Annotated in this window: 10 protein-coding genes; 2 read left to right on the top strand and 8 right to left on the bottom strand. The window is 72.8% G+C overall.

What is annotated here, in order from left to right; all coding sequences use genetic code 11:
• Positions 1-77 precede the first annotated feature (77 nt).
• Together ABEB09_RS22595 and ABEB09_RS22590 are read left to right on the top strand one after the other, a co-directional pair.
• Positions 78-1,421 carry a glycosyltransferase gene (locus tag ABEB09_RS22595; RefSeq protein ID WP_345694044.1) on the top strand — a complete coding sequence of 448 codons (1,344 nt, stop codon included), beginning with the start codon at positions 78-80 and terminating at the stop codon, positions 1,419-1,421.
• A complete protein-coding gene (locus tag ABEB09_RS22590; protein ID WP_345691732.1) occupies positions 1,418-3,556 on the top strand; it encodes a glycosyltransferase family protein in 2,139 nt (712 codons plus the stop codon). The genes ABEB09_RS22595 and ABEB09_RS22590 overlap by 4 nt, the downstream gene beginning before the upstream one ends.
• A gap of 90 nt (positions 3,557-3,646) precedes the next feature.
• On the opposite strand, the gene galE is transcribed toward ABEB09_RS22590, so the two are convergent.
• The 8 genes from galE to ABEB09_RS22550 form a co-directional block, all read right to left on the bottom strand.
• The gene (galE, locus tag ABEB09_RS22585; protein ID WP_345691731.1) at positions 3,647-4,618 is read right to left on the bottom strand and encodes a UDP-glucose 4-epimerase GalE; all 972 of its coding nucleotides are present in this window, start codon (positions 4,616-4,618) and stop codon (positions 3,647-3,649) included.
• Between the two features lie 87 nt (positions 4,619-4,705).
• Positions 4,706-5,989: a nucleotide sugar dehydrogenase gene (locus ABEB09_RS22580; RefSeq protein WP_345691730.1), complete on the bottom strand. Its 1,284-nt coding sequence runs from the start codon at positions 5,987-5,989 to the stop codon at positions 4,706-4,708.
• Positions 5,986-7,614: a glycosyltransferase family 2 protein gene (locus ABEB09_RS22575; protein WP_345691729.1), complete on the bottom strand. Its 1,629-nt coding sequence runs from the start codon at positions 7,612-7,614 to the stop codon at positions 5,986-5,988. Before ABEB09_RS22575 ends, ABEB09_RS22580 begins: the two co-directional genes overlap by 4 nt.
• Before the next feature lie 19 nt (positions 7,615-7,633).
• Positions 7,634-8,641, bottom strand: coding sequence for a Gfo/Idh/MocA family protein (locus ABEB09_RS22570; protein ID WP_345691728.1), 1,008 nt, complete (start codon positions 8,639-8,641; stop codon positions 7,634-7,636).
• Positions 8,638-9,756 (bottom strand): DegT/DnrJ/EryC1/StrS family aminotransferase, encoded by a 1,119-nt coding sequence (locus ABEB09_RS22565; protein WP_345691727.1) that lies wholly within the window; start codon positions 9,754-9,756, stop codon positions 8,638-8,640. The genes ABEB09_RS22570 and ABEB09_RS22565 overlap by 4 nt, the downstream gene beginning before the upstream one ends.
• Before the next feature lie 343 nt (positions 9,757-10,099).
• Positions 10,100-14,233 (bottom strand): Rne/Rng family ribonuclease, encoded by a 4,134-nt coding sequence (locus tag ABEB09_RS22560; RefSeq protein WP_345691726.1) that lies wholly within the window; start codon positions 14,231-14,233, stop codon positions 10,100-10,102.
• 229 nt (positions 14,234-14,462) lie between these two features.
• Positions 14,463-15,245 (bottom strand): TIGR03936 family radical SAM-associated protein, encoded by a 783-nt coding sequence (locus ABEB09_RS22555; RefSeq protein WP_345691725.1) that lies wholly within the window; start codon positions 15,243-15,245, stop codon positions 14,463-14,465.
• A 124-nt stretch (positions 15,246-15,369) separates the two neighbouring features.
• Positions 15,370-16,410 (bottom strand): hypothetical protein, encoded by a 1,041-nt coding sequence (locus ABEB09_RS22550; protein WP_345691724.1) that lies wholly within the window; start codon positions 16,408-16,410, stop codon positions 15,370-15,372.
• Positions 16,411-16,441 lie beyond the last annotated feature (31 nt).

Here is a 16,441-nt window from a genome sequence, read left to right as displayed (position 1 = left end):
CCGTGCTAGCGTCACCGGTTATGTCAGCGTCAGCGTCTCCTGGATCCGGGCTGCCCGCGTCGGGCGCACGGCCCCATGTGATCTACCTCGCCATCGGGTTCCCGCCGGCTGCCAAGAGCTGTGCGTACCGCATGCGCGAGACCGCGAACCAGTTCATCAACCAGGGCTGGGACGTCACGGTCGTCACCATCGCGCAGGAGTCGTGGGAGCGGGACTCCGGCGTCGACCTCACCCTGCTGGACCAGGTCGACCCGAAGGTCAAGATCGTCGAACTCCCGCTCGTCCGCGAGGACCTGGAGACGGACATCTGTCTCTACGACGAGGCCCGCGCCCTCAACCCGAACGGGTGGGTCGCGCAGCTTCGCCGCCGCCAGATGAAGCCCTTCCCGGAGCCCAACTTCGGTGAGTGGCGCGAGGATCTGGAGCAGGCCGTCCTGAAGGTCCACCGGGAGCACCCGGCGGATCTGCTGCTGGCCAGCTGCGTCCCCTACGTCAACCTCGCCGCGGCGTGGAAGCTGTGGGAGGAGGCGAAGGTCCCGTACGCGGTGGACTTCCGCGACGGCTGGTCCATCGATGTCATCGACGGCGTCGAGGCGTTCTCGCGCGACTCCGCCGAGGGCCGCTGGGAGCAGAAGATCCTGGACCACGCGGTGTCGCTGTGGGTGGTCAACGACCCGATCGCGGAGCACTACCGCAAGCGGTACCCGGACTTCGCCGACCGCGTCCACGTGGTGCGCAACGGCTACGACGCGGACAGCTCGCCGGGCGTCCCCCGCAAGTCGGACCCGGAGAAGGGTCTGGTCTTCGGCTACCTCGGCACGGTCAACTTCACCGCGCAGCACCTGGAAACGGTGCTCGACGCGTGGAAGGAGGCCCGCGCGAAGGAGCCGCTGCTCGCCAACGCCCGTTTCGAGGTGCGCGGTCACATCGGCAACGGCTCGGGCCGCGAGGCCAACCGGCACGCCGAGATCCTCAAGCAGGCCGAGGCCGACGGGGTGTTCTTCGGCGGCCCGGCCGCCAAGGCCGAGGTCGCGTCGATATACGCCGGGTGGGACGCGATGGTCCTCATCCTGATCGGCGGCCGCTACGTGACGTCCGGCAAGGTGTACGAGTACATGGCGACCGGCCTGCCGATCGTCTCGGCGCACGTCGTCGAGCACGACGCCTCCAACGTGCTGGAGGGGCACCCGCTGTGGACGGGCGCCGTCGGCATCGACGCGGAGAAGCTCACCGAGTCGTTCGTCAAGGCCGCCCACATGGCCGTCGAGACGAGCGACGAGGTCCACGCGGAGGCCATGGCGCACGCCGACCAGTTCACCCGCGAGGCGCTGATGACCGTCGCCGTGAAGAACCTGGTCGACGAGATCACCGAGGCCTCGCGCACCGACAGCCCGACCGTCGCCGGAGGATCGTCCCTGTGACCCGCGTCCTGTTCATCGCCAGCGCCAAGCCCCAGCTGGGCGTGTTCAAAGACTCGGTGCGCAAGTTCCGCGCGCAGGGTGCGCAGACGTTCCTGGGCGGCACGTTCCACCTGGAGTCCAACGCCGAGGAGCTGGCCGTCATCGAGCTGGACGGCATGCACCAGCTGCCGCGCAGCCTGGCGTACCGCTCCTCCGCGGTGCGCCGCAAGGCGAGCAAGTCGCCGCTGGGCATGCGGGTGTGGCTGCAGTCGAAGCGGGACGGCTGGCTGCGCCAGCAGGCCCGCCGCGCGGACGTCCTCGTGGCGCTCGACCCGGGCGCGGTGTACACGGTGTGGCGGCTCGCGCAGCACTACCGCATCACCGAGGCCCACTTCGGCATCGCGCCGGCCCTCAAGGCCGTCGCGCGGGTCAAGGAGCGGGGCACGGCGGGCGGGCAGCGCGGTGTGCTGCCGCCGCTGGAGGTCATCACCCGTGATGTGAAGCGCTCGGTGGACGGGCTGCCGGCCGCGGTGATGCGCCACGCCACCGCCCGCCCCGTGATGCGTTCCGCCGTCGGCGCCCGTATGTGGCGTACGGCGGTCACGGCGCCCGGTGTGCCCACGAAGGCGCGTATCGCCACGTCCCGTTACGTGGCGGAGGGCATGCAGTGGGCCGGCCGGACGAGCGGTGCCGCCATAGCGCTGGCCGCGGCGGCGTCGAAGATCTCGGACCAGGGCCTCAAGGCGATGCTCCTGGACGAGGCGGTCAGCAAGGAGCTGTCGAAGGGCATCAGCCCGCGTGACCTGGGCAAGGCCGTCTCGGCGCATCTGACGCACGCCGACGAGCGGTTCGCGGCCGGGGACCACGCCAAGGCGGCCGGGGCGCTGGACCGTGCGCTGTTCCTGGCGTTCCACCGGGTGCTGCACATCGACCAGCTGTCCTCGCCGCTCGCCAAGGACGCGGAGGGCTTCGTGAAGCCGCTCTACCGTTCGCCGGCGATGCAGGCACTGGGCCGTCCGCAGGGCCGGAAGACTCCGGCGGCCCCGGCGCCGAAGGACCGCCCGCTGCGGCTGCTGGTCACCACCAGCGCCAACGACAACTTCCTGCACCACATCCTGGACCGCTACGGCGACCACCCGGACGTGGAGCTGCGGTTCCTCGACCTGGCCTCGCAGAAGGCGCTCAAGCGGATCGCGTGGGCGGGCCGCCGGATGCTGGAGGACCGGATCGCGGGCGGGACGACCGACTACCAGGAAGAGGTCGAGCGGCTGATCCGCCCGTACCTCGACTGGGCGGACACCGTGTTCCTCGACTGGTCGGTGGGCCCCGCGGCGATGCTGACGACGATCGACCCGGGCACGACCCGGATCGTGGTGCGGCTGCACAGCTACGAGGCGTTCACGCGCTGGCCGCACATGACGGACTTCTCGCGGATCGACGACCTGGTCTACGTCGCCCCGCACGTGAAGGACCTCGTCGAGTCGCTGGTGCCGCAGCTGCGCGAGGAGGGCGCTCCCCGGGCGCACATCATCGACAACGCGATGGACCTGTCGGGCTTCGCCCGGCCGAAGTCGGACGAGGCGCGGTTCAACCTGGGCCTCATCGGCATCAGCCAGGTCGCCAAGGACCCGCTGTGGGCCGTGGACGTGCTCAAGCGCGTGCGCGAGCACGACGAGCGGTACCGGCTGCTGCTGGTCGGTGGCGACATGAACGCCAAGACCAGCAAGGCCACGCACGACTACCTGCGGCAGTTCCGCAAGGAGCTGGCTCCGCTCATCGAGTCGGGTGCCGTGGTGAAGCTGGGCCCGACGGACGACGTGCCGTCCGCGCTGACGGACATCGGCGTCATCCTGTCGTCGTCGGTCCGCGAGGGCTGCCACGTGGGCCTGATGGAGGGCGCGGCGAGCGCCGCCGTCCCGGTCTCCCGCGACTGGCCGTTCTACGCGGGCAAGCCGAACAGCGCCCGGACCCTCTACCCGGAGGGCTGGGTCGTCGGCTCCGCGCAGGAGGCTGCGCAGCGGATCCTGGAGACCACGGCCACCGAGGAGGCCTGGCAGAACGCCGGCAAGCTGGCCTCGGAGCACGCCCTGTCGGCGTGGGACTGGCCCGTGGTGAGCAAGGCGTTCGACCGGCTGTTCCTCGGCGAGCGGAACTGACGGCGGGCGACCGCCACGGCTCCGGCGCCATGACGCCATGACGAAGGGCCCCCGGGAAACCGGGGGCCCTTCGCGTTGCCGGTGGGACGGTCAGGCCGGGTGGCGGAGCTGCCAGCCCGCCCAGGCCGACCCGACCATCGCGCGGATGCCGTGGTGGGCCGTCCAGCCCAGCTCCTCGTGGATGAGCTCCGCGGAGGCGACGACGCGGGCCGGGTCGCCGGGGCGGCGCGGGGCGACCTCGGGGACGACGTCCCCGTGACCGGTGACGTCCTTGATGATGCCGACCATCTCCGTGACCGAGACGCCCTCGCCGCGGCCGATGTTGAGGACCAGCGACGCCTTCGGGTCCTGGACGAGCCGGCGGGCCGCGGCGACGTGCGCGGAGGCGATGTCCTCGACGTGGATGTAGTCGCGGATGCAGGTGCCGTCCGGCGTCGGGTAGTCGTCGCCGAAGATCCGCGGCGCCTCACCGGCGGTGAGCCGCTCGAAGACCATCGGGACCAGGTTGAACACGCCGTCGTCGGCCAGCTCCGGCGTGGCCGCGCCGGCCACGTTGAAGTAGCGCAGGGAGGCGGTCGCCATGCCGTGCGTACGGCCGACGGCGCTCACCATCCACTCCCCCGCGAGCTTGGTCTCGCCGTACGGGTTGATGGGCGCGCACGGCGTCTTCTCGGTGACGAGGTCGACGTCGGGCATGCCGTACACGGCGGCCGAGGAGGAGAACAGGAAGCGGGTGACTCCGACGGCGACGGCCGCGTCCAGGAGGACCCGCATGCCCTCCACGTTCTCGCGGTAGTAGTACAGCGGCTTCGCCACGGACTCGGCGACCTGCTTCTTTCCCGCGATGTGCACGATGCCGGTCACGCCGTGCTCGCGCAGGACGCGGTCGAGGAAGTCCCGGTCCAGGACGGTGCCGGTCTCCAGCGGGACACCGGCGGGCAGCCGGTCGGCGCGCCCGGTGCTCAGGTCGTCGACGACGACGACGCGCTCGCCGCCGTCGGTCATCGCCTTCACGACGTGCGAGCCGATGAATCCGGCGCCGCCGGTGATCATCCAGGTCATGGGGATCCCTCTCCTGCAGGTCGGCCCTGCCCCACCCTGTGGGGGCGGGGCAGGGCCTTGAGTCAGTGGCTACGGAGCGACGTCCGGTCAGCCGCCGATGACGACGCGGCGGACGCCCTCCCAGCGGGCCGGGTCGGTGGTGCGGCGGCCGTCGACCAGGACCTTCACGTCCGGCAGGTCGGAGGCGGCCAGCTCGCGGTACTCGGCGTGGTCGGCCTGGAGGATCGCGGCGGTGACGGTCTCGCCCTGGTGCGGGGTGAGGCCGTGCGCGGCCAGCTCCTCGTCCGTGTACATCGGGTCGGAGACGTACGGGACGGCGCCGCGCGCCTTGAGCGCCTCGACGGTCGGGAAGACGCCGGAGAACGCGGTCTCCTTGACGCCGCCGCGGTAGGCGGCGCCGAGCACCAGCACGTTGACGTCCTTCAGGTCGCCGTAGGCGGCGGCCAGCAGGTCGACGGCGTACTCGGGCATCGCGGCGTTGGCCTCGCGGGCCGAGCGCACGACGGTGGCCTCCGGGTCGTTCCACAGGTACATCCGCGGGTAGATCGGGATGCAGTGGCCGCCGACGGCGATGCCCGGCTGGTGGATGTGGCTGTAGGGCTGCGAGTTGCAGGCCTCGATGACCTTCTTGACGTCGATGTCGTTCTTGTCGGCGAAGCGGGCGAACTGGTTCGCCAGGCCGATGTTGACGTCGCGGTAGGTGGTCTCGGCGAGCTTGGCCAGCTCGGACGCCTCGGCGGTGCCGAGGTCCCACACGCCGTTCGGCTGCGGCAGGTCGGTGCGCTCGTCGAAGTCGAGGACCTGCTCGTAGAACTCCACACCGCGCTGCGTGGACGCCTCGTCGATGCCGCCGACGAGCTTGGGGTAGCGGCGCAGGTCGGCGAAGACGCGGCCGGTGAGGACGCGCTCCGGCGAGAAGACCAGGTGGAAGTCCTTGCCGGCGGTCAGGCCGGAGCCCCGCTCCAGCATCGGCGCCCAGCGGGTGCGGGTGGTGCCGACGGGGAGGGTCGTCTCGTACGAGACGAGGGTGCCGGGCTTCAGGCCCTTGGCGATGGCCTGCGTGGCGGAGTCCATCCAGCCGAAGTCGGGCGTGCCCTCGGCGTCCACGAACAGCGGGACGACGACCACGACGGCCTCGGACTGGGCGACGGCGGCGGCGGTGTCGGTCGTCGCGGTGAGCAGGCCGGCGTCGACGGCCTTCTTCAGCTTGACGTCCAGGTCGTACTCGCCGGGGAAGGGCTCGGTGCCGGCGTTGACCAGCTCGACGACCTTCTCGTTGACGTCGGCGCCGATGACCTTGTGGCCCTTGTCGGCGAACTGCACGGCGAGCGGCAGGCCGATCTTGCCGAGCGCGACTACACAGATGTTCATCGGGTCAGTTTCCTCTTCACACGGGACAGGATGTGGCGCAGTCGCATGCCCACGCCGGGCGAGGGCTCCCAGAGCGGAGCCGTGGTGATGACCAGCCGCCCCTTGGCGTTGGCGTTGGCGGAGATGCGGTACGGCACCCTTTCGCGCCAGCGCCGCGCCAGGGGCAGCGGCACCCCCTGAGTCTTCACCGGGATCTCGTACGTCGAGCCTGCCACATCCACGTAGGCGCGGACGCCGAGCTTGGCCCGGGTCGGCTGGACCGGGATGTGGGCGAGCAGCACGGTTCCGGTGCCGTCGGCCGACGCCTCCCGGCGCAGGTCCCCCGCGAGGGCGGGGAGTTCGGTGCCCACGGGGACCCGGCGGCCGCCGGGCTTGTCGGCGCTCTTCGGCATCGCCTTGGGGGCGAGGCGTACGGAGGCCGATTCGGTCTCCCCGGTGACGGGCACGTGGACCGCGAGGGAGACCGCCATGTCGTGGCCGTCCTGCTCCCAGGCGGCCGAGACCAGGCCGGTGCCGTCGGCGAGCTGCTTGGGCACGGCTTCGCCGATCACCTCGAAGAGCCGGTCGGGCAGCCCGAGGGCGGGGTCGCGGAAGCCGGGGTAGCGCAGGTAGGCGCGGCCGTCCTCCAGGAGGAACGGCGGGGCGCCGTGCGCGGCCTCGTCCTCGATGGCGCGTACGAGGTGGTCGACGGCGCCGCGCTGGGCGAGCGCGATCCGCACCCGCCGCTTGACGTCCATCGCGTCGCGCAGCGCCTCGGTGAAGTAGGCGTCGGCGAGCTGGGCGATGCCCGCGCAGATCTCGACCCGCGTGCCGCGGTCCAGGGACGGGAAGTCGTCCTGGATCAGCTTGGCCAGCTCCCACGTGAAGTGGCGCTCCAGGACGGCGTCCCGCTGCGGGCCGGCCTCGATGAGCCCGGCGGCGAACTCCATGATCCGCTCGGCGCAGCGCAGCCGGGCGAGGTGGTTCGCGCGGTACGTGATGTTGGACGCGTCGCCGCGCTTCACCGCGTAGTAGTAGGTGTAGTCCGCGAGGACGGAGATCTTCCGGGCCCGGACGCACGCCTCGATGGTGAACGGCTGGTCCGAGCCGACCGGCATGTCCTCGGGGAACCGCAGCTTGTACTGCTCGACCAGGTCGCGCCGGAACAGCTTGGTGTTGGCCAGCGTGAACGGCAGCGCCGAGTCGTACAGGCTGATGTCGGGGTCGCTCTTCTTGTAGAGCGCCTGGTGGACGTAACGGCCGTTGGTGCCGACCATCTTGCCGACGACGATGTCGGAGTCGTGCTTGTCGGCGCACTTCACCATCCGCTCCAGCGCTTCCTCACCGAGGTAGTCGTCGGAGCCGATGAAGTACACGTACCGGCCGGTGGCGACCTCCAGGGCCCGGTTGCTGGGAGCAGCCGGGCCACCGGAGTTGGCCTGGTGGATCACCTTCACGACACCGGGGTACCGCTCCGCGAAGCGGTCGAGTTCCCGGCCGCTGTCGTCGGTCGAGCCGTCGTCGACGGCCACGATCTCCAGGCGGTCCTTGCCGATGCTCTGCTTGACGAGGGAGTTCAGGCACTCCGTCAGGTACGGCATCGTGTTGTAGACCGCCACGACGACGGTGACATCAGGTCTGGTCAAAGGGATCCTGCCCCTACCCCTATGCGGCGCCGTCGAGCCGGACGGTTTCACCCTGGGCGGCCGAGCGCAGCACCGCCGCGGCGACCTCGACGGTCCGCAGGCCCTGGCGCAGCGTGCAGATGTCGTCGGACTTGCCCAGGACCGCGTCGCGGAACAGCTCGTGCTCCACGAGGAGCGGCTCGCGCTTCGGGATCGCGTAGCGCACCATGTCGCCCTCGGCGACGCCGCGGAAGGCGCGCAGCGCCTCCCACTCGGTGGCGACGGCCGCGTTCGAGTAGAACGTCAGGTCGGCGGTGAGGGTGTCGGCGATGAAGCAGCCGCGCTCACCGGTGACGGACGTGAAGCGCTCCTTGAGCGGGCTCAGCCAGTTGACGAGGTGGCTGACCATCGTGCCGTCGGAGAGCTGGCCGACGGCGGAGACCATGTCCTCGTGCGGGCGGCCGGACTTCGACACCGTGTGGGCGGCGATCGACGTGTACGGCTGGCCGGTCACCCAGCCGGTGAGGTCGATGTCGTGCGTCGCGAGGTCCTTGACCACGCCGACGTCGGCGATGCGGTGCGGGAACGGGCCCTGGCGGCGCGTGACGACCTGGTACACGTCGCCCAGCTCGCCGGCCTCCAGGCGGGCGCGCAGGGAGCGCAGCGCCGGGTTGCAGCGCTCGATGTGGCCGACGCCGGCGACCAGGTCGCGCGACTCGAAGGCCTCGACGAGGCGGCGGGCGCCCTCGACGGTGTCCGCGACGGGCTTCTCGATGAGCGCGCACACACCGGCCTCGGCCAGCTTGAGGCCGACCTCCTCGTGCAGTGCGGTGGGGCAGGCGACGACGGCGTAGTCGATGCCGAGGGCCAGCAGCTCCTCGACGGTCGACAGCACGGGCGCGCCCTGCGCCCAGCCGTTCTTGTCGCCCATCGGGTCGACGACACCGACGAGCTGCACGCCCTCGAGACCGGCGAGCACGCGGGCGTGGTGGCGTCCCATCGAGCCGAGGCCGATGAGGCCGGCCCGCAGCGTTCCAGTGGCGGTCACAGGTTCTCTCCCAGCGCGTTCACGGCGGTGACGATCCGCTCCAGGTCGTTCTGGGACAGCGACGGGTGGACGGGCAGCGAGACGACCTCGGCGGCGGCCTTCTCGGTCTCCGGCAGGTCCCAGTTGCGGCCGGCCTTCTGGTCCGGCTCCCAGTACGGCTTCAGGCGGTGGATCGGCGTCGGGTAGTACACGGCGTTGCCGACGCCCGCCTCGGTGAGCTTCGCCATGGCGGCGTCGCGGTCGCCGCTGACGCGGATCGTGTACTGGTGGTAGATGTGGCGCGCGCCCTCGGCGACCGCGGGGGTCACGACGTTCGGCGCGGAGATGTGCTCCGTGAGGTACGCGGCGTTGGCGATGCGCTGCTCGGTCCAGCCGTTCAGCTTCGACAGCTGCACGCGGCCCACGGCGGCGGCCACGTCGGTCATGCGCATGTTGGCGCCGACGATCTCGTTGGCGTACCGCTGCTCCATGCCCTGGTTGCGCAGCAGGCGCAGGGTGCGGGCGATCTCGGCGTCCGCGACGGAGATCATGCCGCCCTCGAGCGAGTGCATGTTCTTCGTCGGGTAGAAGCTGAAGGTGCCGCCGGCGCCGAACGCGCCGACCGGGGTGCCGTTCAGGGCCGCGGCGTGGGCCTGGCAGGCGTCCTCGACGACGGCCAGCTTGTGCTTGTCGGCGATGGCCATGATCTTGTCCATCGCGGCCGGGTGGCCGTACAGGTGCACCGGCATGATCGCGACGGTGCGCGGGGTGATCGCGGCCTCGACCGCGGCCGGGTCGATGCAGAAGCTGTCCGGCTCGATGTCGACGAAGATCGCGTCGGCACCGACGAGGCGGATGGCGTTCGCGGACGCGGCGAAGGAGAAGGAGGGGACGATGACCTCGTCACCCGGGCCGATGTTCAGTGCCATCAGAAGGAGGTGCAGCGCGGAGGTGCCGGAGTTGACGGCGACGCAGTGACGGCCGTCGACCAGCTCGGCGAAGCTCTCCTCGAACGCGGCCACCTCGGGGCCCTGTACGACACGGCCGCTGCGCAGTACGCGGACCGCCGCCTCGATCTCTTCTTCACCGATGACCGGACGGGCAGCGGGGATGGGCTGCTCGTTGACGCTCGGCATGGACGTCCTCCTTGAACACCGCAAGAGCTCTATATGGCAGAGGTCAGGGATGTCGAACGTCTCGTCCGTCTCGTCGAGAGCGTGCGCAACCCCTCCGGCGCGATGCCGACGCCCTACCGAGGAATGCCGGAACCGGTCTGGCCCGGACCGAGTCGGTCACCGTCCGATGGTTCCGGTGGGGAACCGGCGGACGGCATCGACCGGCGTCACATTATCAGGAATGACTCAGTCAATTTCTGGGCCGTTAAGGGCCCGAGGCATCGATTGCGAAACAAAACCCGTGTCCCGCCCCGCGGTAATGCGAGACGGGACACAGATCATTTTCGGGATGCTCACCGAGCGTTCAGCTCTCGGTGGGCGCCGTCACGGAGGGCAGCGACGACTGCTCGGCGGCGGCGGTCTTCTTCGCCGTCGTCCTGGCGGCCGTGGCCTTGGTGGCCGTGGCCTTCTTGGCGGTCGTCTTCTTCGCCGCGGTCTTCTTGGCCGCCGTCTTCTTGGTGGCGGCCTTCTTCGCGGTGGCCTTCTTGGCGGTCTTGCGAGCCGTCTTCTTGGCCGGTGCCTCCTCCGGGGCCTCCGCGGACTCCGGCGCCTCGCCCTCCGGCGCGGCCGGCTGCTCGGCGGCGGCCGTGGCGTTGGTCACGACGACGACCGCGGCCTCGGTGGCACCCGCGGGGGAACCGGCCGGAGCGGTGACCTTGCGCACGACCCGGCGGCGCGCCCTCGGCGGGGCCGCCACGGGGGCGGGCGCCTCGGCGGCCGGGGCCTCGGCGGCGGGCGCCGGGGTCTCCGGCTGCTCGGCGGGCGCCGGGGTCTCCGGCTGCTCGGCGGGCACCGGCTCGGCCTCGGGCTCGGCGGCCTTCGGCTCGGCGGGCACGACCACGGCGACGGCCTCGGCCGCGGCCTTCGGCGGACCCGCGGGCGCGGACGCCTTACGGGTCGCCCGGCGACGCGTACGGCCCTGCGGGGCCGGCTCCGCGACGGGCGCCTCGGGCGCCACGGTGACCTCCGGAGCCTCCGGCTCGGCCTGGACGGGCGCCGCGGCCTCGGGGGCCACGGTGACCTCGGCGGCCTCAGCGGCGGCCGCCGGGGCCTCCACTGCGGGCGCCGGCTGCGCCTCGGCCACCGGGGCGGCCTCGGCGACGGGCGCGGACACCCGGCGGGTGGCCCGGCGGCGGCCACGGCCACGCGTGGCGGCGGCCTCGGCCTCGGCGGCGCTGGAGTACAGCTCCTCGTCCGGGGCGAAGGCGGGCGCGGGCAGCGCGGCCGGGGCGGCCGCCTCGGCGGCGACCTCGGCCTCCGTCTCGGCCTCCTCCGCGGGGGCCTCCACGGTCTCGACCGCCTCGACGTGCTCGTGCGGCTGCTCGGCGCCGCGACCGCGCTTGCGGGCGCGCTTGCCGCCACCGCCCGTGGTGGACGGCTGCTCCATGTGGACGATCACGCCGCGCCCGTTGCAGTGGACGCAGGTCTCGGAGAACGACTCCAGCAGGCCCTGGCCCACCCGCTTGCGGGTCATCTGGACCAGGCCCAGCGAGGTCACCTCGGCGACCTGGTGCTTCGTCCGGTCCCGGCCCAGGCACTCCAGCAGACGCCGCAGCACCAGGTCCCGGTTGGACTCCAGCACCATGTCGATGAAGTCGATGACGACGATGCCGCCCAGGTCGCGCAGGCGCAGCTGGCGCACGATCTCCTCGGCCGCCTCCAGGTTGTTCCTGGTGACGGTCTCCTCGAGGTTGCCGCCCTGGCCGGTGAACTTGCCGGTGTTGACGTCGACCACGACCATGGCCTCGGTCTTGTCGATCACCAGCGAACCACCGGACGGCAGCCAGACCTTGCGGTCCAGCGCCTTCATCAGCTGCTCGTCGATCCGGTAGGTGGCGAAGACGTCGACCTCGGACGTCCAGCGCTGGAGCCGGTCGGCCAGGTCGGGCGCGACGTGCGACACGTAGCCGTGGATGGTCTCCCACGCCTCGTCGCCGCTGACGATGACCTTCGAGAAGTCCTCGTTGAAGATGTCGCGGACGACCCGGACGGTCATGTCCGGCTCACCGTAGAGGAGCGTCGGGGCGTTGCCGTTCTTCGCCTTCTTCTGGATCTCCTCCCACTGCGCCTGCAGACGCTCGACGTCACGGCGCAGCTCGTCCTCGCTCGCGCCCTCGGCGGCGGTGCGCACGATGACGCCCGCGTCCTCGGGGACGATCTTCTTGAGGATGGTCTTCAGCCGGGCGCGCTCGGTGTCGGGCAGCTTGCGGCTGATACCGGTCATCGAGCCCTCGGGCACGTACACCAGGTAGCGGCCGGGCAGCGAGACCTGGCTGGTCAGGCGGGCGCCCTTGTGGCCGATCGGGTCCTTCGTCACCTGGACGAGGACGGACTGGCCGGACTTGAGCGCGGTCTCGATGCGGCGCGGGCCGTTGGCCATGCCGAGCGCCTCGAAGTTGACCTCTCCGGCGTACAGGACGGCGTTGCGGCCCTTGCCGATGTCGACGAACGCGGCCTCCATCGACGGCAGCACGTTCTGGACCTTGCCCAGGTAGACGTTGCCGACGTACGAGGTCGCCTGCTCCTTGTTGACGTAGTGCTCGACGAGCACGTTGTCCTCGAGGACGCCGATCTGCGTGCGGTCGCCGTTCTGGCGGACGACCATGACGCGCTCGACGGCCTCGCGGCGGGCCAGGAACTCGGCCTCGGTGATGATCGGCACGCGGCGGCGGCCCTGCTCGCGGCCCTCGCGGCGGCGCTGCTTCTTCGCCTCCAGACGCGTCGAGCCCTTGATGGACTGCACCTCGTCGGACGGCTCCGCGCCCTTTTCCCGCAGGGCGCGCGGCTCACGGACCTTCACGACCGTGCGGACGCCGTCCTCCTCGGTCGTCTCGGCCTCGGCGGCCAGGTCACCGCTGCGACGGCGACGGCGACGGCGGCGGCGCGAGCTGCTGGTGCCGGCGGCGGACGGGGTGCCGTCCTCACCGGCCTCCGGCTCCTCCTCGCCCTCGGCCTCGGCCTCGGCCTCGGCCTGGTACTCGGCCTCCTCGGCCTCGCCCTCGGCGCCCTCCTCGGCCTCCTCCGCCTCGGCGGCCTCGCCCCGGCGGCGGCGACGGCCACCCCGGCGACGACGGCGCGACGGGCGCTCCTCGAACTCGTCGTGCTCCTCGCCCTCGGCGGCCTCGGCCTCGGCTTCGGCCTCCTCCGCCTCGGTCTCCGCCTCCACGGGCTCCGGGGCCTCGACGGGCTCCACCGGCTCGCCACGACGGCGGCGACGACGGCGGCCACCGGTCTCGGCGCGCTCGGCGACGGCCTCGGGAGCCTGGACGGTCTCCACGGCCTCGACGGCCTCTTCCGTCTCCTCCTCGGCGGCCTCGGCGGCCTGCGCGGCCTCGGCCGCGGCCATCGCGGCGGCGGTCTCCGGGGTCTGGAACATCGGCTCGGTGAACACCGGCGCCTGGAAGACCGGCACGGCGGGCCGTGCGGGCCGGCGGCCACGGGACGGCTCGGCGGCCTGCCCGGGCTCGGCGGTGAACTGCGGGGACGTCACGCGACGGCGCGTACGGCCGCGGGAGGCGGCCTGCTCGGCGGCCGCGACGGCGGCGCCGGACTCCTCGGCGGTGATCTGCGCCACGGTGTCGGCAGGCAGCGACTCGCCGGCCTCGACGGTCTCCGGCTCCTCCTGCGGGACCGGCGCGGCGGTCTTGCGGGTGGCGCGGCGGCGCGTACGGGCCGGGGCGGCGGCCTCCGGGGCCTCGGCGGCCGGAGCGGCGGCCTGCGGCTCCTCGGCCACGGGCGGCGCGGCCTCGACCGGCTCGGCGGCGGGGGCCGTCTCGACGGCGGGCGCGGTCGCCTTGCGCGTGGCACGGCGGCGCGTGCGGGCCGGGGCGACGGGCTCCGTGGCCTCGCCGCCCGGAGCGGCGGTCTCGGCGACCGGCTGCGCGGGCTCGAGCGGCTCGACGACGGGGATGGTCTCGGCAGCCGGGGCCGTCTCGACGGCGGGCGCGGTCGCCTTGCGCGTGGCGCGACGACGCGTACGGGCCGGGGCGGCGGCCTCCGGGGCCTCGGCGGCCGGAGCGGCGGCCTGCGGCTCCTCGGCCACGGGCTGCGCGGCCTCGACCGGCTCGGCGGCGGGCGCGGTCGCCTTGCGCGTGGCACGGCGGCGCGGACGCGCCGGAGCGGCTTCCTCGGCGGGCGCCTCCGCGGCGGACACGGCCGGGGCCTCCACGGCCTCGGCGGCGGCCGGGGCGGGCGTGGTCGCCTTGCGGGTGGCGCGACGACGCGTACGGGCCGGGGCGGCCTCGGCGGTCGCCTCGGCGGCGGGCGCGGCGGCCTCCGCCGGTGCGGCGGCCGTCTCGGCGGCGGTCTCCGCCGTGACCGGCGGGCCGGCGGGGCGGGACGCGGCGCGGCGACGGCGGCGCGGCGGCAGCGTGTCGCTGGGGCTGTTGTTGTTCTCTTCGCTGGTACCGGCGGTGCCGGTCTCGTTCGGCTCGAGCATGCGGGCGGTTCTCCCGTCACGCTCCCGGGCGCCGCGCCTGGTCCGATCCGGCCGCCTCACCGCGATACGCGGGGGCGCCGTCCGGGGCGCGGGCGCCGCACGGGAGCTGATGTCTGGCTCGCCGGTTCCGTACGCCTTCTACGCACGGCCTGGCGAAAGTCTCCTGTGTCTGTACGCGGCCCGACCCAGGTGGCTCCCGAGTACCAGGGCCGCGCTACGACGACCGTTCCTACGCGGAACCTGCACCTTCCGGCGCCGTCGCGACGGCGGGTCCGGCGGCCTTGGGTGGGGCGGCCGTGACTGCCTCGCGGTCGGGCGCGAGCGGGTCGGTCACCGTGCCGGACTCCTCGTCGAAGAGCCCCTGCGCCAGCCTGGTCACCGCTGCGGGGACCGGCGGCGCCAGGTCGGCCACAGCTCGGAGACCGGACAGGACGTCGTCGGGCCGTACGGCAGGTGTCACGTGCCGAACAACCAGCCGCAGTATCGCACAGGGGCCGTCCGCGGGCCTATCAGCGGGGACGGCGACGGCCTCGAGGTCCGACACGGCGGCGCGGGCGTCGAAGGTCCGCATCCCGTTCTTGGTCCTGCGCTGCACCTCGACCGTACCGGCGGCGAGGAAGCGGGCGACGGCGTTCTCCGCCTCCGCGAGCTCCACGCCGTCGAGCCGCAGCTCCCACACGGACGCGGTGAGCCGGTCGGCGAGACCCGACGTACGGGCCTCTACGGCGTCGATGATGTCGAGCCCGTCCGGCAGGGACTCGTCGAGCAGCTTGCGGAGCAGGTCCGGGTCGCGGTGCTCGGTGAGGGCGATCTCCAGGTACTCCGCCTCGGATCCCGTCCCCGTCGGGGCGGCGTTGGCGTACGACACCTTCGGGTGCGGGGTGAAGCCCGCCGAGTACGCCATGGGCACGTCGGCGCGGCGCAGCGCCCGCTCGAACGCGCGCTGGAAGTCGCGGTGGCTGGTGAACCGGAGGCGGCCGCGCTTGGTGTAGCGCAGTCGGATGCGCTGCACCGCCGGTGCGGGCGGCGGGCCTTCGGGCTGTCGCTTGCCCAGTGGTTCTTCTCCTCGGTGCGGGGCGGGCGCGGTGGCGCGCCGCCCACCAAATGCGGGCGGGCCCCCGGGGGGCCCACGCGGTTCACCCCCGCTTTCGCGGGGAGATCTCGGGTGCGGGCGCCGCGCCAGGAGCGGTCGTTGTACTACCCAGGGTACGCGCCGGTGCCACCTGGGGTTCCCGGGGCCGTACGGCGGGGCCCCCGCCGACCAGGGCGCGCCAGGCCTCGCGGCGGGCGCGTCGCACCGTGTCGCGGGCCGTGGCGAGCGCCGCGCGGACCGGCCGCCACACGGCGTCGCGCACCCAGTGCCCCACGGGCGTGCACACGGTGCGGTAGACCCAGGCGACCGGGCGCCCGACCAGCTGCCGGGCCACCCACTTCAGCGCCCGCCCGACGGCCCGCGACACGTGGCCCGCCACGCGCCAGGCGACCGCGAACGCGTCGCCGATCTCCCGCGCGACGAAGGCGACGGCACGCCCGACCGGCACGAACACCCAGCGCCACACCCACTGCGCGGGCTTCACGACCAGGTACGTGACGAGCCACACGACCGGCTTCACCACCAGGTACGTGACCAGCCACACAAGGCCCCGCCCCACGGGCACGAGCACCCGCTCCCACAGCCACACCGCCGGCTTCACGACCAGGTACGTGACCAGCCACACGACCGGCTTCACCAGCAGATACGTGACCAGCCACGCCGCGCCCCGCCCCAGGGGCACGAGGACCCACCGCCACACCCACACCGCGGGCTTCACCACGAGGTACGTGACAAGGGTTCCGGCGAGCCACGCCACGCCCCGCCCCAGCGGGGTCAGCACCTGCCGCCACACCCACACGGCCGGCGTGACCAGCCCGTACGTGACGAGCCACGCCACCCCGCGGCCGACCGGGACGAGCACCCACCGCCACAGCCAGGTGAGCGGAATCACGAACAGCACGCGGCCCAGCGGGCGCAGCACCGAGCGGTGCAGGGCACGGGCGCAGACGACGAGCGCGTCCCACAGCATCCGTACGGGGACGACGACGATCAGTACGACGAGGCGTACCGGAATCCTGACGGCGGCCGTCAGGCAGCCCTCACCTGCCCCCTGCGGGCGCTTGTCCAGGTCCATGCCAGACATGACGCAACGGCCTGGCCTGGGGTTTCCCCCG

The sequence above is a fragment of the Streptomyces coeruleoprunus genome (assembly GCF_039542925.1).
In the GTDB taxonomy this organism is placed as follows: domain Bacteria; phylum Actinomycetota; class Actinomycetes; order Streptomycetales; family Streptomycetaceae; genus Streptomyces; species Streptomyces coeruleoprunus.
The sequence above is the reverse complement of the archived record's forward strand: the minus strand, read 5'-3'. Positions and strand labels throughout refer to the sequence as shown.